This is a genomic window from Rugamonas fusca (genome assembly GCF_014042365.1).
Classification (GTDB): Bacteria; Pseudomonadota; Gammaproteobacteria; order Burkholderiales; family Burkholderiaceae_D; genus Rugamonas; species Rugamonas fusca.
In genome coordinates this window covers 710,610-729,128 of the sequence record NZ_JACEZS010000001.1, presented here as the reverse complement: position 1 = coordinate 729,128, position 18,519 = coordinate 710,610, and the positions used below count along the sequence as shown (strand labels likewise).

Annotated in this window: 17 protein-coding genes; 13 read left to right on the top strand and 4 right to left on the bottom strand. The window is 66.6% G+C overall.

Features of this window, described 5'->3' with window-relative positions:
- The first annotated feature begins 3 nt into the window (after positions 1 to 3).
- From H3H36_RS03185 to H3H36_RS03135, 11 genes are all read left to right on the top strand, one after another.
- On the top strand, positions 4 to 369 hold the full coding sequence (locus tag H3H36_RS03185) for an ArsR/SmtB family transcription factor (RefSeq protein WP_229219674.1): 366 nt from the start codon (positions 4 to 6) through the stop codon (positions 367 to 369).
- Positions 370 to 462: 93 nt separating this feature from the next.
- Positions 463 to 1,809 carry a sulfite dehydrogenase gene (gene soxC / locus H3H36_RS03180; RefSeq protein ID WP_182213882.1) on the top strand — a complete coding sequence of 449 codons (1,347 nt, stop codon included), beginning with the start codon at positions 463 to 465 and terminating at the stop codon, positions 1,807 to 1,809.
- Positions 1,793 to 2,872 carry a c-type cytochrome gene (locus H3H36_RS03175; protein ID WP_182213880.1) on the top strand — a complete coding sequence of 360 codons (1,080 nt, stop codon included), beginning with the start codon at positions 1,793 to 1,795 and terminating at the stop codon, positions 2,870 to 2,872. The genes soxC and H3H36_RS03175 overlap by 17 nt, the downstream gene beginning before the upstream one ends.
- 146 nt (positions 2,873 to 3,018) lie before the next feature.
- On the top strand, positions 3,019 to 3,480 hold the full coding sequence (soxY, locus tag H3H36_RS03170) for a thiosulfate oxidation carrier protein SoxY (RefSeq protein WP_182213879.1): 462 nt from the start codon (positions 3,019 to 3,021) through the stop codon (positions 3,478 to 3,480).
- A 48-nt stretch (positions 3,481 to 3,528) separates the two neighbouring features.
- The gene (gene soxZ / locus H3H36_RS03165) at positions 3,529 to 3,840 is read left to right on the top strand and encodes a thiosulfate oxidation carrier complex protein SoxZ (protein ID WP_182213877.1); all 312 of its coding nucleotides are present in this window, start codon (positions 3,529 to 3,531) and stop codon (positions 3,838 to 3,840) included.
- A 38-nt stretch (positions 3,841 to 3,878) separates the two neighbouring features.
- Entirely contained in the window at positions 3,879 to 4,676 is a 798-nt protein-coding gene (gene soxA / locus H3H36_RS03160; protein ID WP_182213875.1) for a sulfur oxidation c-type cytochrome SoxA, read from the top strand.
- A 10-nt stretch (positions 4,677 to 4,686) separates the two neighbouring features.
- On the top strand, positions 4,687 to 5,301 hold the full coding sequence (gene soxX / locus H3H36_RS03155) for a sulfur oxidation c-type cytochrome SoxX (protein ID WP_182213873.1): 615 nt from the start codon (positions 4,687 to 4,689) through the stop codon (positions 5,299 to 5,301).
- A gap of 48 nt (positions 5,302 to 5,349) precedes the next feature.
- Positions 5,350 to 7,071 carry a thiosulfohydrolase SoxB gene (gene soxB, locus H3H36_RS03150; RefSeq protein ID WP_182213871.1) on the top strand — a complete coding sequence of 574 codons (1,722 nt, stop codon included), beginning with the start codon at positions 5,350 to 5,352 and terminating at the stop codon, positions 7,069 to 7,071.
- 22 nt (positions 7,072 to 7,093) lie between these two features.
- Complete coding sequence (locus tag H3H36_RS03145) at positions 7,094 to 7,696, top strand: rhodanese-like domain-containing protein (protein ID WP_182213868.1); 603 nt, start codon at positions 7,094 to 7,096, stop codon at positions 7,694 to 7,696.
- The gene (locus H3H36_RS03140) at positions 7,696 to 8,136 is read left to right on the top strand and encodes a thioredoxin fold domain-containing protein (RefSeq protein ID WP_182213866.1); all 441 of its coding nucleotides are present in this window, start codon (positions 7,696 to 7,698) and stop codon (positions 8,134 to 8,136) included. Before H3H36_RS03145 ends, H3H36_RS03140 begins: the two co-directional genes overlap by 1 nt.
- Positions 8,133 to 8,663 carry a GlcG/HbpS family heme-binding protein gene (locus H3H36_RS03135; protein WP_220459592.1) on the top strand — a complete coding sequence of 177 codons (531 nt, stop codon included), beginning with the start codon at positions 8,133 to 8,135 and terminating at the stop codon, positions 8,661 to 8,663. Before H3H36_RS03140 ends, H3H36_RS03135 begins: the two co-directional genes overlap by 4 nt.
- 5 nt (positions 8,664 to 8,668) lie before the next feature.
- Here H3H36_RS03135 and H3H36_RS03130 read toward each other — a convergent pair whose 3' ends face one another.
- From H3H36_RS03130 to H3H36_RS03115, 4 genes are all read right to left on the bottom strand, one after another.
- Positions 8,669 to 9,100 carry a hemerythrin domain-containing protein gene (locus H3H36_RS03130; RefSeq protein ID WP_182213864.1) on the bottom strand — a complete coding sequence of 144 codons (432 nt, stop codon included), beginning with the start codon at positions 9,098 to 9,100 and terminating at the stop codon, positions 8,669 to 8,671.
- Positions 9,101 to 9,186: 86 nt separating this feature from the next.
- Positions 9,187 to 9,468, bottom strand: a complete 282-nt coding sequence (locus tag H3H36_RS03125; protein ID WP_182213862.1) for a TehB family protein — start codon at positions 9,466 to 9,468, stop codon at positions 9,187 to 9,189.
- Positions 9,469 to 9,580: 112 nt separating this feature from the next.
- A complete protein-coding gene (locus tag H3H36_RS03120) occupies positions 9,581 to 9,958 on the bottom strand; it encodes a group III truncated hemoglobin (RefSeq protein WP_182213860.1) in 378 nt (125 codons plus the stop codon).
- 68 nt (positions 9,959 to 10,026) lie between these two features.
- Positions 10,027 to 13,602, bottom strand: a complete 3,576-nt coding sequence (locus tag H3H36_RS03115) for a CHASE domain-containing protein (RefSeq protein ID WP_182213858.1) — start codon at positions 13,600 to 13,602, stop codon at positions 10,027 to 10,029.
- 204 nt (positions 13,603 to 13,806) lie between these two features.
- Between H3H36_RS03115 and H3H36_RS26865 the strand changes: the two genes are divergently transcribed.
- Both H3H36_RS26865 and H3H36_RS03105 read left to right on the top strand, forming a co-directional pair.
- Entirely contained in the window at positions 13,807 to 17,277 is a 3,471-nt protein-coding gene (locus tag H3H36_RS26865) for a response regulator (RefSeq protein WP_229219673.1), read from the top strand.
- Positions 17,278 to 17,328: 51 nt separating this feature from the next.
- Entirely contained in the window at positions 17,329 to 18,519 is a 1,191-nt protein-coding gene (locus H3H36_RS03105; RefSeq protein WP_182213856.1) for a sensor histidine kinase, read from the top strand.

The window sequence follows — 18,519 nt, the reverse complement described above, 5'->3', positions numbered from 1 at the left end:
GAAATGAAAGAGAATTTAGGCCGGGAAGCCATGGGCGAAGTGTTTGAGGAAGTGTCGAACTACTTCTTCCTGCTGTCGGAACCGACGCGGCTCAAGATCCTGCACGCGCTGTGCGCCGGTGAGCGCCCCGTGGGCGAGATCGTCACGGAGATCGAATCGACCCAGGCCAACGTGTCGCGCCAGCTGAACATGCTGTACCGGGCCAGGATACTGGGCCGGCGCAAGGAAGGTACGCAAGTCTATTACCGGATAGATGACCAGGCTACGATCGACCTGTGCCGCACTGTCTGCGGGCAAATGGCCAGCCGGATCGAGAGTCGCGCGTCCGCCGAGAAGGTGGCGGGCACGTTCATGGTCGGCGACGACTAGGGGAAAGCCGCGCAGGCGGCGGCTTTCTTGTAAGCTAAATATGCCTAATTGATCATATAACTATATTGTTATAGCAAGGGAGAGAGACACTTCATGGCGAACACACCCACGCAGCGGGGGCGCATCCTGCGCGCGCCCGAACATTTCGTCGATGGCCAGCTGGCCGCTGACATCACGGCCTCCGGCCTGAACGAGGAACGGCGGGGCTTCCTGCGGCGCAGCTTCCTGGCCGCCGGCGCGGCGCTGGCGGGCGGCAGCGCGCTGGCCCAGTCGGCCGGCGACCCCAACATCCTGAACCTGCCCGAGCATGCGCGCACGCTGGGCAAGCCGGTGGCCAGCAATCCGTATGGCATGCCCTCCAAATTCGAAACCAATCTGCTGCGGCGCGAATCGCCGGGCCTGACGCGGGTGGGCGCCGCTTCCGTCGCCTTCACGCCGCTGCAAGGCCTGTTCGGCATCATCACGCCCAGCGGCCTGCATTTCGAGCGCCACCACCAGGGCTGGTATGACATCGACCCATCCACCCATCGCCTGATGATCAACGGCATGGTCAAGACGCCCAAGGTGTACACCATGGACGATTTGATGCGCATGCCGTCCGTGTCGCGCATGCATTTCATCGAATGCGGCGCCAACACGGCCATGGAGTGGGGCAATGTGGCCGTGCCCACCGTGCAGTATTCGCACGGCATGCTCAGCTGCAGCGAATTCACCGGCGTGCCCTTGTCCGTGCTGCTGGAGGAATGCGGCTACGACAAGAAGAATGCGCGCGTGATCCTGGCCGAGGGCGGCGACGGATCGGCCATGACGCGCACCATTTCGCTCGATCGCGCGCTGGACGATGTGATCGTGGCCTGGGGCATGAACGGCGAGATGCTGCGCCCCGAGAATGGCTACCCGCTGCGCCTCGTGGTGCCGGGCGTGCAGGGTGTGTCGTGGGTCAAGTGGCTGCGCCGGATCGAAGTGGGCGACCAGCCTTACGCCACCAAGGACGAAGCCGTGCACTACATCGACGCCATGCCGGACGGGAACTTCCGCCAGTACACGTCCATCCAGGAATGCAAGTCCGTGATCACCACGCCATCGGCCGGCCAGACCTTGCTCGACAAGGGCTTCTACAACGTGACTGGCCTGGCATGGTCCGGGCGAGGCAGGATCAAGCGGGTCGATGTATCCGTCGACGGTGGCCGCAACTGGCGTACCGCGCGGCTGGAGTCGCCCGTGCTGCCCAAGTGCCTGACGCGCTTTAACATCGACTGGGTGTGGGACGGCTCGCCCGCCGTGCTGCAGTCGCGCGCGATCGACGAGACGGGCTATGTGCAGCCCAAGATCAACGAGCTGCGCGCCGTGCGCGGTACCAAATCCATCTACCACAACAATGCGATCCAGTCCTGGCAAGTCGCACAATCCGGCGAGGTGTCCAATGTCCAGGTTTATTAAATCCGTCCTGTTGACGGCGCTGGTGAGCGCCAGCTGGCAGGTGTCGGCCGCGCCTGCCGCCGCCGCCACCGCCACGCCCACGGGCCTGGGCCGTCCCGCCACGGCGGCCGAAGTGGCGGCCTGGGATATTGACGTGCGCCCCGACTTCAAGGGCTTGCCCAAGGGCTCGGGCACGGTGGCGGCCGGCCAGGTGATCTGGGAAGGACGCTGCGCCAGCTGCCACGGCACGTTTGGCGAATCGAACGAAGTGTTCACGCCCATCGTCGGTGGCACCACGGCCGACGACATCAAGACCGGCCATGTGGCCGCGCTGAAAACGGGCCGGCAGCCGCAAAAGACGACCCTGATGAAGGTGGCCACCGTCTCCACGCTGTGGGACTACATCAACCGCGCCATGCCGTGGACGGCGCCCAAGTCGCTCAAGACGGACGAGGTGTACGCCGTGCTGGCCTACATCCTCAACATGGGCGAGATCGTGCCGGACGATTTCACGCTGTCGGACCAGAATATCGCCGAGGTGCAAAAGCGCATGCCGAACCGGAACGGCATGGAGACCAACCATGGCATGTGGGACATCAAGGGCAAGCCCGATGTGCACAGCGTGGCCTGCATGAAGAACTGCCCCGTCGAACCGGGCGTGCGGTCCACCTTGCCGGAGCCATCGCGCAACGCGCACGGCAATATCGCGCTGCAGAACCGTACCTTCGGTCCCGTGCGCGGTGCCGACACCACCAAGCCCGCGCCGACGGCGCCGGTGGGTTCCAACAACGCGCCTGCCGCTGCCGCCGCCGCGCCGGTGGCCGCCGAGAGCGCGGGCCTGAAGCTGGCGAAGCAGTACGCTTGCGTGGCCTGCCACGGCATCACCAACAAGATCGTCGGTCCCGCGTTCAGCGACGTGGCGGCCCGCTATCGCGGTGACGCGGGCGCGCCCGCGGCGCTGGCGGCCAAGGTGCGCGCCGGTACCAGCGGCACCTGGGGTGCCATCCCCATGCCGCCCCAGGCCAGCTTGAAGGATGACGAGATCCAGACCCTGGTGGCGTGGGTGCTGGGCGGCGCCAAATAACCGGCCAATGGGGACGTAGCACATTGACGGCGGGCCATGTGGCCCTGCCGATCCGAATGCATCAAGCAAGAAGGCAGCGGCAAGACTGCGCCAACCGTGGGCCTGGCCAACAGCCAGCCCCGTAATTTTCGATAGGAGAGAGAGTGATGAATCAAAGTCGACGCGACATGCTGCGGATTTCGTCCGTGCTGGGCATGGCATTTACGGCGGGCCTGCTCAAGCCGTCCGACGTCTTCGCGGCTGAATGGAGCCAGAAGGTGTTCGACGCCAAGAGCCTGGAAGATGTGCTCAAGGCGCTCGGTGGCGACAAGTTCGCCGTCAGCCCCGACGTGACGGTGAGCGGCCCGGACATCGCCGAGAACGGCGCCGTGGTGCCGGTTTCGATCGCGTCCAAGGCCGCCAACACGGAATACATGGCCATTTTGGTGGACAAGAACCCGAGCGCCATGTCGGCCGGCTTCGTGATCCCGGCCGGTACCGAGGCCGCCATCAGCACCCGCGTGAAGATGGGCGCCACCTCCAACGTGCACGCGCTGGTCAAGGCGGACGGCAAGTGGCTGGTGGCCAGCAAGGAAATCAAGGTCACGCTGGGCGGTTGCGGCGGTTGATCCGCGCGCCGGCGAGTCTCTTAAACACATCACAGTAAAGGAAAGATCATGGGTGATCCGATGCGTATTCGCGCCGCTTCCGCGGGCGACACGGTGGAAGTGAAGATTTTGATGCGTCACGATATGGAAACGGGCCAGCGCAAGGATGCGGCGGGCAAGGTGATACCGGCCCACCACATCAAGACGCTGGTGGTCAAGTGCAAGGACAAGGTGGTGCTGGATGCGCAGTTCGGCCCCTCGGTGTCGAAAGACCCGTTCCTGTCCTTCAAGTTCAAGGGCGGCGCCAAGGGCGACAAGGTCAGCGTGACGTGGGTGGACAACACGGGCGACAGCCGCACTGACGAAGGCGTCGTCAGCTGACCAGGCGCCACGCCAGGCAAGCAAACGGAGGAGACACCATGAAGAGACAAGCTTGTTTGATCCTGTCGGCGCTGGCGGCATTGCCGGCGTGGGCGCAGACGTCGGCCACCGACGAAATCGCCAAGTACCGGCAGATGCTGGCCGACGGTAATCCGGCCGAGCTGTGGGAAATGCGCGGCGAGGAGCTGTGGAAGAAGAAGGCTGGCCCCAAGCAGGCCTCGCTCGAGACCTGCGACATGGGCCAGGGGCCCGGCGTGCTGAAAGGCGCGTACGTGTCGCTGCCGCGCTTTTTCAAGGACACGGGCAAGGTGATGGACGCCGAGCAGCGCCTGGCATACTGCCGCATGACGATCCAGGGCCTGACCCAGGCCGAGGCGCTGGCGAATCCGTTCGCGGCGCCCGGCAAACCGTCCGACATCGAAGCCATCATGAGTTACGTGGCGGCCGAATCGCGCGGCATGCCGATGAACGTGTCGACCGCGCACCCGCTGGAAAAGCAGGCCTATGAAGTGGGCAAGAAGTTGTTCTTCTACCGTGGCGGCGCGCACGATTTCGCGTGCGCCACCTGTCACGGCACGGACGGCCAGCGCATCCGCCTGCAGGAACTGCCCAACATACTGAACAAGGCCAACGCGCAGGCGGCCTACACCACGTGGCCCGCCTACCGCGTGTCGCAGGGTGAAGTGCGCACCATGCAGCACCGGCTGATGGACTGCTTCCGTCAGCAGCGCTTCCCCGAGCCCGTGTATGCGTCGGACGCGGTGACGGCGCTCACCATGTACCTGGCCAAGAGCGCCGACGGCGGCAAGTTCGACGCGCCCGCGCTGAAACGTTAAGGAGACGCAGATGCGACATATCGACAAGGCAGTGGCATTGCTGTTCGCGGGCGCCTGTGCCACGGCGGCTGCGGCCGGCCCGGATTACGCCAAGATGGCCCACGACATGCTGTCCAGCGACTTCCGCTCCAAGGGACCGGCCACGGTGGAACGGGTGACCCAGCAGGACGAGGTGCAGAAGATCTGCAGCGCACAACCGGCCGCGCGCAGCAAGAAGGTGGACGCGAAGATCGAAGCGAGCCAGCTCAAGACCATCGTTTATCCGGCCGATGGCGTCTGGCTGGGCAAGTGGGAGGAGGGCGAGAAGATCGCCCAGAACGGGCGCGGCATGCAGTCCTCGGACGCGGTGGGCAGCGTCAACGGTGGCAATTGCTATGCGTGCCACCAGTTGCGCAAGGACGAGATCTCATTTGGCAATATCGGCCCGTCGCTGTACCAGTACGGCAAGCTGCGTGGCCAGAGCGCCGAAATCATGCGCTACACCTGGGGCAAGATCTTCAACTCGCAGGCCTTCAAAGCCTGTTCCAGCATGCCGCGCTTCGGCCACAACGGCATCCTGACCGAAGCCCAGATCCGCGACGTGATGGCGTTGCTGCTGGACCCCGCATCGCCGGTCAACCAGTGATATACCAGTGACATACGGCGAACGCACAAGATTGATAAGGAAAATGATATGAGTCTGAGTCGGCGAGAATTCATGCAGGTGATGGGCATCGCGGCGGCCGGCGGCATGCTGCTCGACGCCAAGGGCGCGCTGGCCGCGCCATCGGCCGGCGCGTTGTACGACGTGCCCCGTTATGGCAATGTGCACCTGCTGCACTTCACGGACTGCCACGCGCAACTGACGCCGGTGTACTTCCGTGAGCCGAACGTGAACCTGGGCGTGGGCCAGGCCGTGGGCCGCATGCCGCACCTGGTGGGCGAACAACTGCTGCGCCAGACGGGCATCAAGCCCGGCACGCCGGAGGCGCACGCCTTCACCTACCTCAATTTCGAGCAGGCGGCGGCCACCTACGGCAAGGTGGGCGGCTTCGCCCACCTGTCCACGCTGGTCAAGCGCATGCGCGCCAGCCGGCCCGGCGCCTTGCTGCTCGATGGTGGCGACACCTGGCAAGGCTCGGCCACGGCCCTGTGGACCAACGGCCAGGACATGGTGGACGCCTGCCTGGAGCTGGGCGTGGACGTGATGACGGCGCACTGGGAAATGACGCTGGGCGACAAGCGGGTCAAGGAGATCGTCGAGCGCGACTTCAAGGGCAAGGTCGATTTCGTGGCCCAGAACATCCAGACTACGGACTTTGGCGATCCCGTCTTCAAGCCTTACGTGATGAAGGAGATGAACGGCGTGCAGGTGGCCATCATCGGCCAGGCATTCCCGTACACGCCGATCGCCAACCCGCGCTACATGGTGCCGGAATGGAGCTTCGGCATCCAGGAAGAGAACATGCAGAAGATGGTGGACGAATGCCGCGCCAAGGGCGCCAAGGTGGTCGTCGTGCTGTCCCACAACGGCATGGACGTGGACCTGAAGATGGCCTCGCGCGTGCGCGGGATCGACGCCATCATGGGCGGCCATACCCACGACGGCATGCCCGCGCCCGTGATCGTGGCCAACGGCGGCGGCAAGACGCTGGTGACCAATGCCGGCAGCAACAGCAAATTCCTCGGCGTGCTCGATTTCGATGTGCGCGACGGCGCCATCCAGGGCTACCGCTACAAGCTGCTGCCCGTGTTCTCCAACTTCCTGCCGGCCGACCGCGACATGGCGGCGCTGGTCAAGAAGATCCGCGCGCCCTACGAGGCCAAGCTCAATGAAAAACTGGCCATGACCCAGGGCACGCTGTACCGGCGCGGCAATTTCAACGGCACCTTCGACCAGCTGATCGTCGATGCGCTGATCGACGTGAAGGGCGCGGACCTGGCGTTCTCGCCCGGTTTCCGCTGGGGTACCTCGCTGCTGCCGGACAGCCCGATCCTGATGGAACACCTGATGGACCAGACGGCGACGACCTATTCCTACAGCACGCTGACGGAGATGACGGGCGCCACCATCAAGAACATCATGGAGGACGTGGCCGACAACCTGTTCAATCCCGACCCGTACTACCAGCAGGGCGGCGACATGGTGCGCGTGGGTGGCATGAGCTACGCGATCGAGCCGAACGCGCGCATGGGTGCGCGCATCCAGGATATGCGCCTGAACGGCAAGTTGATCGACGCCGACAAGACCTACAAGGTGGCCGGCTGGGCGCCCGTGGCCGAAGGCGCCAGCGGCGAGCCGGTATGGGAAGTGGTGGGCAAATGGCTGCGCGACAAGAAGACCATCGCGCCCCGCAAGCTCAATACGCCGCGCCTGATCGGCATGGACGGCAATCCCGGCATCGCGCTGAAATAACATCAACCAGACGGAGAACCTCATGCAATCAACCTCCCGCCTCCTGTGCGCCGCAATCTGGCTGGCGCTGGCCGGCGCGGCGGGCCACGCCAGCGCGTTCGACGCGGCGGCCGTGCCCGAGGCCAAGCGCGCCGCCGGCGCCCAGTACGTGGACGCGAAAGAGGCCTATGCGCTCAAGCAGCGCCTGGGCGAACATGCCTACATGGTGGACGTGCGCACCCGCTACGAAGTGGCTTACCTGGGCATGCCCACCGTGGCCGACGCCAACATCCCTTACCTCGAGCATCCCGATGACGCGGGCTGGGACGCCAAGAATGGCCGCTGGACCATGTCCGTCAATAACGACTTCGGCCCGGAACTGGCGCGCCGCCTGACGGCCAGGGGCATGGGCAAGGACGACACGGTGATCCTGATGTGCCGCTCCGGCGACCGCAGCGGCCGCGCCGCCAACCTGCTGGTGCAACTGGGCTACCATAAGGTCTACACGGTGGTGGACGGCTTCGAAGGCGACCTGGCCAAGGATGGCCCGCAGGCCGGCCAGCGCGTGGTTAACGGCTGGAAGAACGCGGGCCTGCCGTGGACCTACAAGCTGGAACCGGCCAAGCTGTACTACCCGCAGTTCTGATGGAATTGCTGGCGCCAGCCCGGGACTTGCGCGCCGACGCGGCCGAGGCGGCGGCGCGCGGCATGCCTGTGGTGCTGCTGTTCTCGCTGCCCGACTGCGGCTATTGCCTGGTCGTGCGGCGCAACTACCTGCTGCCGCTGCAACGGGACTTGCCACCGGCGCGGCGGCCCGTGGTGCGGGAAGTGCAGCTGGACGATACGGCGCCGCTGCGCGGTTTCGACGGCGCGCCCACCAGCGGCAAGGCGCTGGCGGCACGCTACCGCGCGCGCTTCGCGCCCACCGTGGTGCTGGTGGACGCCAGTGGCGCGCTGTTGGCCGCGCCCATCGTGGGCGGCGACACCACCGGCCTGTATGGCGGCTATCTGGATAACGCGCTGGCCGAGGCGGTACGGCGGCTGGCGTCTCACGCAGGCGGCAAACCTCAGGGAGAGCGACCATGAAGCAGCAAGGCAAAGCGGTACGGACAACAGGGGCATGGACCATGGCGGCGGCGCTGCTGCTGGCGGCACTGGCGGCACAGCGCGCGCAAGCGGCCGACACCACCTACGCCGTCAAGCTGATGACGCCGGAGACGGCGCTCAAGGCGGCCCAGGGCGCGCTGAAAAAATGCCGCGACGGCGGTTACCAGGTGGCCGTGGCGGTGCTCGACCGCAGCGGCGTGCCGCAAGTGATGCTGCGCGACCGCTACGCCGGCATGCATACGCCCGACGCGGCCATCGGCAAGGCCTGGACCGCCATCAGCTTCAAGACCAGCAGCCTGGCGCTGGCCGAGAGCACGCAGGCCAACAAGGATTCCAGCGGCATCCGCCAGATCGGCCACGTGCTGGCGGTGGGCGGCGGCATCCTGGTCGAGGCGGGCGGGGTGACCTTCGGTGGCATCGGCGTGTCCGGTGCGCCCAATGGCGCGGCCGACGAGGGCTGCGCCAAGGCCGGCCTGGCCGCCATCATGGAAGACCTGGAATTCTAAGCGCCTCAGGCAGCCATTGGCACGGCGCTGGCCGCTTCGATGGCGGGATAGAACTCGTGGTCTTCGCGCTTCATGCGTTCGTATAGCGTCTTGAGCACCTGGTTGGCTTCGGCGCGGAATACTTCCGGCTGCTGTTCGAGCAGGCGGGGCGTGTTCCACTTGGCCGCGAAGGCCAGGTAGCTGGCCGCGATGCCTTCCATCTCGCCCTGATACTGGCGGCTCAGGCGGGCCAGCTCGGCGTCGCCGCTCGCTTCCAGTGCGGGATAGAGCACCCGGTCCTCGACGGCCAGGTGCAGCTTGATCACGCCGCTCATGGAGACGATGCGGGCTGCGATGGCCGGCGCGGCGCTCACGATGCCAGACTGCACCAGCTTGCGCAGGGTGGCGATGTCGCTCAGGATGTCGATGTGCTGGTGCTTGAATTTGTCGATGTTCATGGTCTGCTTTCGAGATTGGTGGGTATTGAAGCTATATATAGAATACATCTTTAATGGCGCAAAATGAGAAAACGCTGAGGCGGCAATCAGCGGTGGAAATCAACCTGGAATTTCACGGGACCGATCACTTCCACTGCATGTTCGATCCGGGGTTCGACCACGCCAGGGTGCAGGGGAGTGAGGATGTGTTCCTCCGGTGTCGCTGAAGTGTCCGTGATGCGGTAGCGCAGGCTGCCTTCGAGCACGGTGATGCGGCCCCACACGCCGGCGGCCGTTGTGTGGCCGCGCCGCAGGGCTTCCGGCACGGTGCTGTCCGTGAACACGGGGGAGCTGCGGTAATGGACTACATGGTCGGGCAAGGTTTTCATGGTGATCTCCTTTGTTGGCCGCTGGGATGACCCATTATGGCAGGTTTTCCAAAAACAGGTATCGGCAATACTACTTATAAGCCGACATGAAACGGTGTGGGCTCGCCATGGCTTATTGGGCTACGACTTTGCCAAAGTAACCGTACTGCAAGCTGGAAGCGATGCGGCGCGCGACGATCAGGAATTCATCGGCCACCTCGGGCGCGAACAGGCGCTGGACGGTGGCCAGGAACAGGTCCAGCCAGCGCCGGAAGTGCTGCGGTTCCACACCCGACAACTGCATGTGGGTGCCAAACACATTGCCCTGGAAGCTCTTATGGCCCAGCATGACCGTGCACCAGAACTCCACCATGCGCGCCAGGTGCGGTTCCCACTGGTCGCCGATGGCGGCGTTGAAGATGGGCGCCAGTTCCGGGTCGGCCCGCACGTCGTCGTAGAAGGTGTGGACCAGGGTGGCGATAGCGGCGGGGTTCAGTTCCAGGGTGGTCATGGCACACAGGCGTTTAAAGATTTATGTAAGATACTACATTAATTCATGGCCCGCCACAAGCGCCCGGCTCAGCCGGCCAGCGCCTGGCGCCGCAGCGCCGGCAGGTTGCGCACGATGGCGCGCAGCATCTGCTCCACGTCCACCGGCTTGGCGATGAAGTCGTTCATGCCGCAGGCGATGCACTGCTCGCGCTCGGACAGCAGCACGCCAGCCGTCATGGCCAGCACGGGCAGGTTCAGCCCCAGTTCGCCGCGGATACGGCGGGTCGCTTCAAAGCCATCCATCTCCGGCATCTGCACATCCATCAGCACCAGGTCGTAACGGGCGCTGTCGGCGCGCAGGGCGTCCAGCGCCATCAAGCCATTTTCCACCGTGTCCACGTGCGCGCCCGCGTGCTCCAGCATGCTGCGCGCGACGATCTGGTTGAGGGGATTGTCTTCCACCAGCAGCAGGCTGATGCCGTCGAGCCGCTGCTGCACCTTGTCGGCCGGTGCGCTGGACATGGTCGCGTGCACCTGCTGCAGCGCGCCCGACAGGCGTTCCGGCGTGACGGGCTTGAGCAGCACGGCGTCGCCCGCGTGCGACACGTCGGTGCGCAGCAGCTTGCCCTGGCCAAAAGCGCTCACCATCAGCAGCACTGGCGTGCCGGGGGCGGCGGCGCGCAGGCGGGCGATGGCCGTGTCGGCGTCCGGCCCCGGCAGCTGCCAGTCCAGCAGCACGGCGCCGTAGCGGGTGCCGGCGCGGGCCAGCTGGATCTCGGCCGCCTCCACGCTGGCTACGCCGTCGGCCCCGCCGTGGCAGGCGCGGATGGTCTGGCACAGGTACTCGCGGCTGACGGCATGGTCGTCCACCACCAGCAGCGGCGCGCCGGCGGCCGGGCGCCCGGTGCCCTGGTCGGCCACGGCCAGCGGCACGGTCAGCACGAACTCACTGCCGCGGCCAAGCTCCGTGTGGGCCGTGATGGCGCCGCCCATCAGCGTGGCCAGGCGGCGCGAGATCGCCAGCCCCAGCCCGGTGCCGCCGAAGCGGCGCGTCATGGAGGCGTCGGCCTGGGAGAACGGCGCGAACATGCGCTGCAACATGGCCGGTTCCATGCCGATGCCGGTGTCGCGCACCACGAAGCGCAACTGGGCCTGGCCGCCGTCGCGTCCGGCCAGTTCCACCAGCACCGATACGGTGCCCGTTTCCGTAAACTTGATGGCGTTGCCCACCAGGTTGATGAGGATCTGCTGCAGGCGCGGCGCGTCGCCCATCAGCTGCAGCGGCACCTGCGGCGTGACGCCGATGGCCAGCTCCAGGTCCTTGTCGCTGGCGTTGACGGTCATGATGGTGGCCATCGCCTCGAGCAGGGTGGCCAGCTGGAACGGGGCCGGCGCCAGTTCCAGCCGGCCCGCTTCGATCTTGGAGAAATCCAGCACGTCATTGAGGATACTGAGCAGCGATTTGCCGGACTGGGTGATCATGTCCAGGTATTTGCGCTGGTCCGGCGACAGCTCCGTGTTGTGCAGCAGGTGGGTCATGCCCAGCACGGCGTTGAGCGGGGTGCGGATCTCGTGGCTCATGTTGGCCACGAATTCGCTCTTGGCGCGGCTGGCCGCCTCGGCCTGTTCCTTGGCCGCCAGCAGTGAAGCCTCGGACCGGCGCAGGGCCGCCGTCATGTCCTCGGCCAGCGCCAGCGCGTATTCGCGGCGCGCCGTCAGGGCCCGCACCACGCCGAAGAACAGCAGGCTGATGGCGGTGCCGGCCAACAGCACGATATGGCTTTTCTGGCGGTCGATGGCGTCCTCGAAGGCGGGCAGGGAGGTGAAACGCAGCGTCCAGGCGTGATCGGCCACGGTCAGGGCGCTGGTGCGCAGGAAGGGATTGGGGTACAGCCAGGCCTGCTCCGGCGTGCGGCCGCCGCTGGTGTACAGGCGCGCGCTGGCGTCCGTCGAGGCGCCGTCGTAGATGTCGAGTTGTACGGCCATGTTGTCCGTGCCCAGCACGTCCTGCATCAGGTCCAGCGTGCGGAACGGACTGTAAGCGTAGCCTTGCAGGGCTGCCAGGCGCTGCTCCGGGGTGGCCAGCGGCGCGTCCGTGGAATAGACCGGCAGGTACATGAGGAAGCCGGCCTGCACGTGCTCTTCCGATTCCTGCACCAGCGTCACCTTGGCCGTCAGCGTGGGGCGGCCGCTGCGGGCCGCCGCCAGCATGGCGTTGCGGCGGGTCGGCTCGGACATCATGTCGTAGCCAAACGCGCGCAAATTGCGCCCCGCGAAAGGCTCCAGGTACAGCACCGGGGCATAGCCGTCGCCGTCCGAGGGCGGCCAGACGCGAAAGCGCGGATAGCCCGACGCCTGCACGGCCCGTTCCAGTGCCGCCTGTTCGCCGGGGCGCAGATAGCGGGCGTAGCCCATGCCCTGCAGGCCGGGGAAATTACGCTCGATGGCAATGCCTTCCACGTAGTCGTGCCACTGCTGGCGCGTCACGTTGGGGGTGACCTTGAACAAGGCCTGGGCGCTGCGCAACGCCGTCTCGTACAGCGTCATGCGCTTGACGATGCGTTGCTGGATGCTGGTGCAGCTCACCTCGAAACGTTCACGGGCACGCCGTTCCGTGCTGGCCCCCACCAGTTGCCAGACCGTGACGGTGAGCGCCACGCCCGCGAACAGGGTCAGCCACTGGGTGACGATGCGCCCATGCAGGGGCTTGGCCAGGCGCTGGCGCTCGCGCGCGTCCGCGCACAGCACCATGCCCAGCAGGCTGCAGACGACGACATAGCTCTCCAGCGTGATCAGGGCGTCGTTCAGCGTGCCGGTGGCGAACGGCCCCAGGCCGTTGGTGGTGCCCAGCACGGCCGCGCCGGCCGTCGCCAGGCATACCAGGCTGGTGCCGCGCAGGCCGTGGCGCCAGGCCGACCAGGCGATGCACGGCAGGACCAGGTAGGCCAGCCATTGGGTGTCGCTGTCGGCCTGGTAATGGCGCCCGAACACCAGCAGCAGCACCGCGAGCAGGATCGCCAGCGACAGGCCCAGTTCGAGAGCGAGTCCGTTGCCCCAGCGCTGGCCGCGCGCGTGGCGCCAGGCCAGCAGCGTGGGCGTGGCCACCAGCACGCCGGCCGTGTCGCCCACCCACCAGGTGCTCACCACCGTCCACTGCGCGCTGGCCGGCACCAGGTGCGACAGCACCAGCGCGCTGCTGCCAATGCCGGCGCTGACCATGGACATGACCATGGCGATGATGGCGAACTTGTAGACGTTGTGGAGCTGGTTGAGCGGCCGGGGGCCGTCCGTGTAGCGCTGCATCAGGGAAGCGCCGACCAGCGTCTCGAGCGTGTTGCCGATGGCAATGGCCATTGACACGGCCAGCACCTTGCCGTCCAGCGGCAGGCCATTGACATGGAAGGCGACCAGGTTGGCGGCCAGGGCGCCCACCAGGATGCCTGGCCACAGGCGGTAGCCGAACAGCAGCAGGGCGGCGAACGCGATACCGGACGGTGGCCAGACGGGCGTGGCGTTGCTGTGGGCGAAGGCCAGCAACAGCCCCAGGCGCGCGGCGCCGTAGTAGATCAGCGCCAGCAGCACGATGGGCAGCAAGGCGGCCAGCGCCGCGGGGCGGGTGGGCGCTGCGGTCGTTTGCCGGTTCGTGTCCACGCCGTCGGTCATGAAATGGGAACTCCGATGTTGCAACCTGGGAAATAACTATAGCGCAAAACGCGGGCTGCTGCGCCATAAATCCCGCGTGCGCCGGCCCCGCCGCAGCCGCGACGCGCCGCAGCGTATCCGTCGCGCCACAGGCATGGCTATGGCCTTTCGCTCCGTGCCGTGTGATACTAGGATTTCATTGTTGTTGTGACGACCACACCGCCCATGCCGTTTAACCGATTTTTACCCGCCACCTTGAAGTTCAGGCTCAGTACCCTGGTGGTGCTGCTGGTGCTGGCCGCCACCGTCACCGTGACGGCAGCGGCGTTGCTGCTGGCGGAACGGGACATGAAGGCCGTGATCGGTAACCAGCAGTATGCCTTGCTGGCCGGCGCGGCCGCGCACATCGACGAACACCTGGCCGGCAAGCTGGCCATGCTGGCCGCGCTGGCCGAGTCCGTGCCCGAGGCGGCCCACCGCGACGCGCAGCAGCTCCATCAATTCCTGGCCGAGCGCCCCACCAGCCGCGCAGCGTTCAACAGCATGGAAGTGTACGCCGCCGACGGCACGCTGGTCGACACGTTTGACACGGACATGCCGCGGCAACCGTTCAATGCAAGGGGCCAGCCGTATTTCGACCGCACCGTGGCCGGCCGGCACGGCGTGATCTCGGCGCCGTTCTTCAGCCATATCGTGGGCGCGCCGACGGTGCTGGTGACGGCCCCCGTGTATGACCGCAATGGCAAGCTGGCGCTGGTGCTGGCCGGCGGCATCAACCTGTTGCGCTACGCGCCGTTCCAGTCGCTCAGCGCCCTCAAGCCCGGCAGCACGGGCTTCACCTTCATCATGACGGCCCAGGGCGTGCTGCTGAGCCACCCGAGCAAGGCGCGCATCCTGCAGAACATCAACGCCCGGCCGGGCTACAACAAGGCCACGGAAATGGCGCTGGCCGGCTTCGAGGGCTGGACCGAGGCGGAGAACAAGGATGGCGTGAAGGGCATCTATTCGTACAAGCGGCTGCGCCAGACCGACTGGATCGTGGCGGCCCGTTTTCCCAGCAATGAGGCGCTGGCGCCGCTGCGCCAGATGCGCTACGAGGCGGCCGGCGCGGCGGCCCTGTTCGCGGCGCTGGCCGGGCTGCTGTCGTGGGTGGGGATAGAACGGCTGTTGCGGCCGCTGGAGCATTTGCGGCGCAATATCTCGCGCATCAAGCATAGCCGCGCCGGCATCCAGGTGCTGCAATTGAATCGCAATGATGAGATTGGAGAGCTCAGCGGCGCGTTCTACCGGCTCATGGCCGAGCGCGAAGTGGCCCAGCAGCGCACGCGCGACAGCGAAACCCTGATCCGCAATATTCTCGAACGGGCGCCGGACGCCTTCGTCAGCTGTAACAGCCAGGGCATCGTCACCGAATGGAACGCCAAGGCGGAAAGCACCTTCGGCTGGACCCGCGAGGAGGCCATCGGCGCCGACATCGGACAGTTGCTGGTGCCCGAGCGGCTGCGCCAGCACCACGTGGCCGGCATGCGCGCCTTCGCCAGCAGCGGCGCCGGCCCCATCATCAACAACCGGGTGCGGGTGCCGGCCATGCGGCGCGATGGCAGCGAAGTGCCGGTCGAGTTGTCGGTGGGCGTGGTGCGCGATGGCGACAGCTACATGGCCACCGCCTTCCTGCACGACGTGTCGGCCCGCATCGCCTACGAGGAGCAGATCGCCGCCAGCGAGAAGCGGGCCCGCATCATCGCCGACAACCTGCCGGTGCTGATCGCCTACCTGGACCGGGACGGGCGCTACCAGTTCATCAACAGCCATTACCAGCGCCAGTGGGGCATCGATCCCCAGTCCATGCTGGGCAAGCGGGTGCAGGACATCGCGATCAGCACGGCCGAGCCGTGGCATGCCGAGCTGGCGCGGGCGCTGGACGGCGAGCGCATCCACTACGAGCGCGAGCTCGCCCACGCTGGCCGCATCCTGCACTTCATGGTCGACCTGGTGCCCGACGTGGCGCCGGACGGCACGGTGGCCGGCACCTATTTGATGGCCACCGACATCACGGCCCGCAAGACCTCCGAGTTGCAGCAGGCCGCCAGCGAGAAACGGGCGGCGGCGGCCAGCCGGGCCAAGAGCGAGTTCGTGGCCAACATGAGCCACGAGATCCGCACGCCGATGAACGCCGTACTGGGCGTGGCCTACTTGCTGGGCAATACGGAACTGAGCTCGGTGCAGAAAAAATACCTGGACATGATCCTGGCCTCGGGCAAGGCGCTGCTGGGCATCCTGAACGACGTGCTCGATTTTTCCAAGATCGAAGCCGGGCGCATGGAGCTGGCGCCCATGGCGTTCCAGCTCAACGACGTGCTGAACGCCATCGCCACCGTGATGACGCTCAACGCGGGCGAAAAAAATATCGAGCTGGCCATCGGTGTCGATCCCGACGTGCCGCCCTCGCTGGTGGGCGACGCCATGCGCTTGCAGCAGATCCTCATCAACCTGGTGGCCAACGCCGTCAAGTTCACCGAGCAGGGCGAGGTGTCGCTGCTGGTGGAGCTGGCCGCGCGCGAGGGCGACAGCGCCAGCCTGCGCTTTGTTGTGTGCGACACCGGCATCGGCATGGATAAGGCCCAGCAAAGCCGCCTGTTCTCGGCCTTCAGCCAGGCCGACGCCTCCACCACGCGCCGCTTCGGCGGCACGGGCCTGGGCCTGGCCATCTGCCGGCGCCTGGTGGAACTGATGGGCGGCACGATCACGGTCGACAGCGCGGTGGGCTGCGGCAGCCGGTTCACCGTCACCGTGCCGTTGCAGCTGGCCTCGGAACAGGCCGCGCCGGCCATGCCGATCGGGCCGCTCAAGCTGCTGGTGGTGGACGATAACGACACCAGCCGCGATTACCTGTGCAAGACCATCCACGCCTGGAAATGGGACGCCGACAGCGCCCGCTCCGGCCCGGAAGCGGTGGCGCTGCTGCAGCGTGGCCTGGCCAGCGGCGTGCGCTATGACGCCGTGCTGACGGATTGGCAGATGCCGGACATGGACGGCCTGGCCACCATGCAGGCGCTGCGCGCGGCGCTGCCCGATGGCGAGCTGCCGGTGGTGATCATGGTCAGCGCGTTCGGCCGCGACAAGCTGATGGCGGCCGAGCAGGCGCGCGACGCCAGCGCGGTGCTGATCAAGCCGGTGACGGCGTCCAGCCTGTTCGACACGCTGCACGAGGCGCTGGCCCACCGCGCCGGCGAGACTGTGCTGGCCAGCGCGCCCGATGCGGCCGCCCAGCGCCTGGCCGGCCTGCGGCTGCTGCTGGTGGAAGACCATCCGCTGAACCAGATCGTGGCGCGCGGCATGCTTGAATTCGCCGGTGCCCAGGTCAGCGTGGCCGACAACGGCCAGATCGCCCTCGACATGCTGCGCGCCCAGCCTGACGGCTACGACGCCGTGCTGATGGACGTGCAGATGCCGGTGATGGATGGCTTCGAAGCGACGCGCGCCATCCGCGGCGAACTGCGGCTCGATGTGCCGGTGCTGGCCATGACGGCCGGCGTGATGCAGGCCGAGCAGGAGGAATGCATCCTGGCTGGGATGAACGACTTCATCGCCAAGCCGATCGACGTGGAGCAGATGTTCAGCGTCATTCTGCGCCAGTTGCCGGCCGGGCGCGCCGGCTTGCCGGGGGCGGCCATCGGGGCCGCGCTGGGCAGCTAGACCGGCCTTCCCGCCAACATGAACAAGTTGAACATGCCGAATGATTTGAACATGCCAGTCTTGGCGCGCGCCACCTGTCCGGAGAAGATGGCGGTTGGTCCCCATCCCCTGGACAGCATCCCGCTGTTCCGGCGCTGGCCATCCTCGCCGCTGCGCAACGTGGTGTACACGGGCATCTGGAACGTGGGCCTGGCCCTGTGCCTGGCTGGCGCAAGCCTGATGTTTGGCGCCAGCGGCGCGCGCTTCGCCGATTACTGGTGGCCGATGCTGCTGATTTCCAACCTGATCGGCTATCTGATCCACCTGGGCACGGTGGCCGGCAACTGGCTGCTGGGCGGATGGCCACGGCGGGCGCGCGGCGTGCCACGGCTGGCCTACCGGCTTGTCCTGACCGGGAGCTGCGCCTTGCTCGGTTACGCGCTCGGTATCGCACTGTTGGGCGGCGGCGATCCGCTGCATCTGCTGGTGAGCCGCCGGGCGTTGACGCAAGTGCTGCCGCTGGCCGTCTTCATCGCCTTGTTCATGCTGGTGGTGCACCTGTCGGGCGAGCGGCGCATCGCGGCGGAAACCCAGGCCGCGCGCCAGCGCGAGCAACTGGAGGCCAGCGCACGCCAGCTGGCCGAGGCCCGCCTGCGCGCCTTGCAGGCACAGATCGAACCGCACTTCCTGTACAACACGCTGGCCAACGTGGTGAGCCTGATCGCACCGCAGCCTGCCCAGGCCGCCCACATGCTGGAGCGCTTCATCGACTACCTGCGCGCCAGCCTGGCCGCCAGCCGCGAGGAATCGGCCACGCTGGGCGCGGACGCGGACCTGATCGCGGCCTACCTCGACGTGCTGGCCGTGCGCATGGGCGAGCGGCTGCGCTACCGCATCGATGTGCCGGCGGAATTGCGCGCGGTGGTGATCGCCCCCATGCTGCTGCAGCCGCTGGTGGAAAACGCCGTCGCCCATGGCTTGGAGCCCAAGGTGGAAGGCGGCGAGATCGTGCTGGCGGCGCGGCGCCAGGATAACCGCTTGTGCCTGGAAGTGCGCGATACCGGCGTGGGCCTGGCCGGGGCGGGGCCGGTGTCGGGCAAGCGTGGCGGCGGCGTGGGACTGGGCAATCTGCGCGAGCGGCTGCGCACTTTGTACGGGAACGACGCTCAGGTACAATTGTTGGAAAATCAACCTTGCGGCATGACCGTGCGTCTGCTGCTGCCATTGAACGGGAGCCTGCCATCATCCACCCCCGCGCCATAA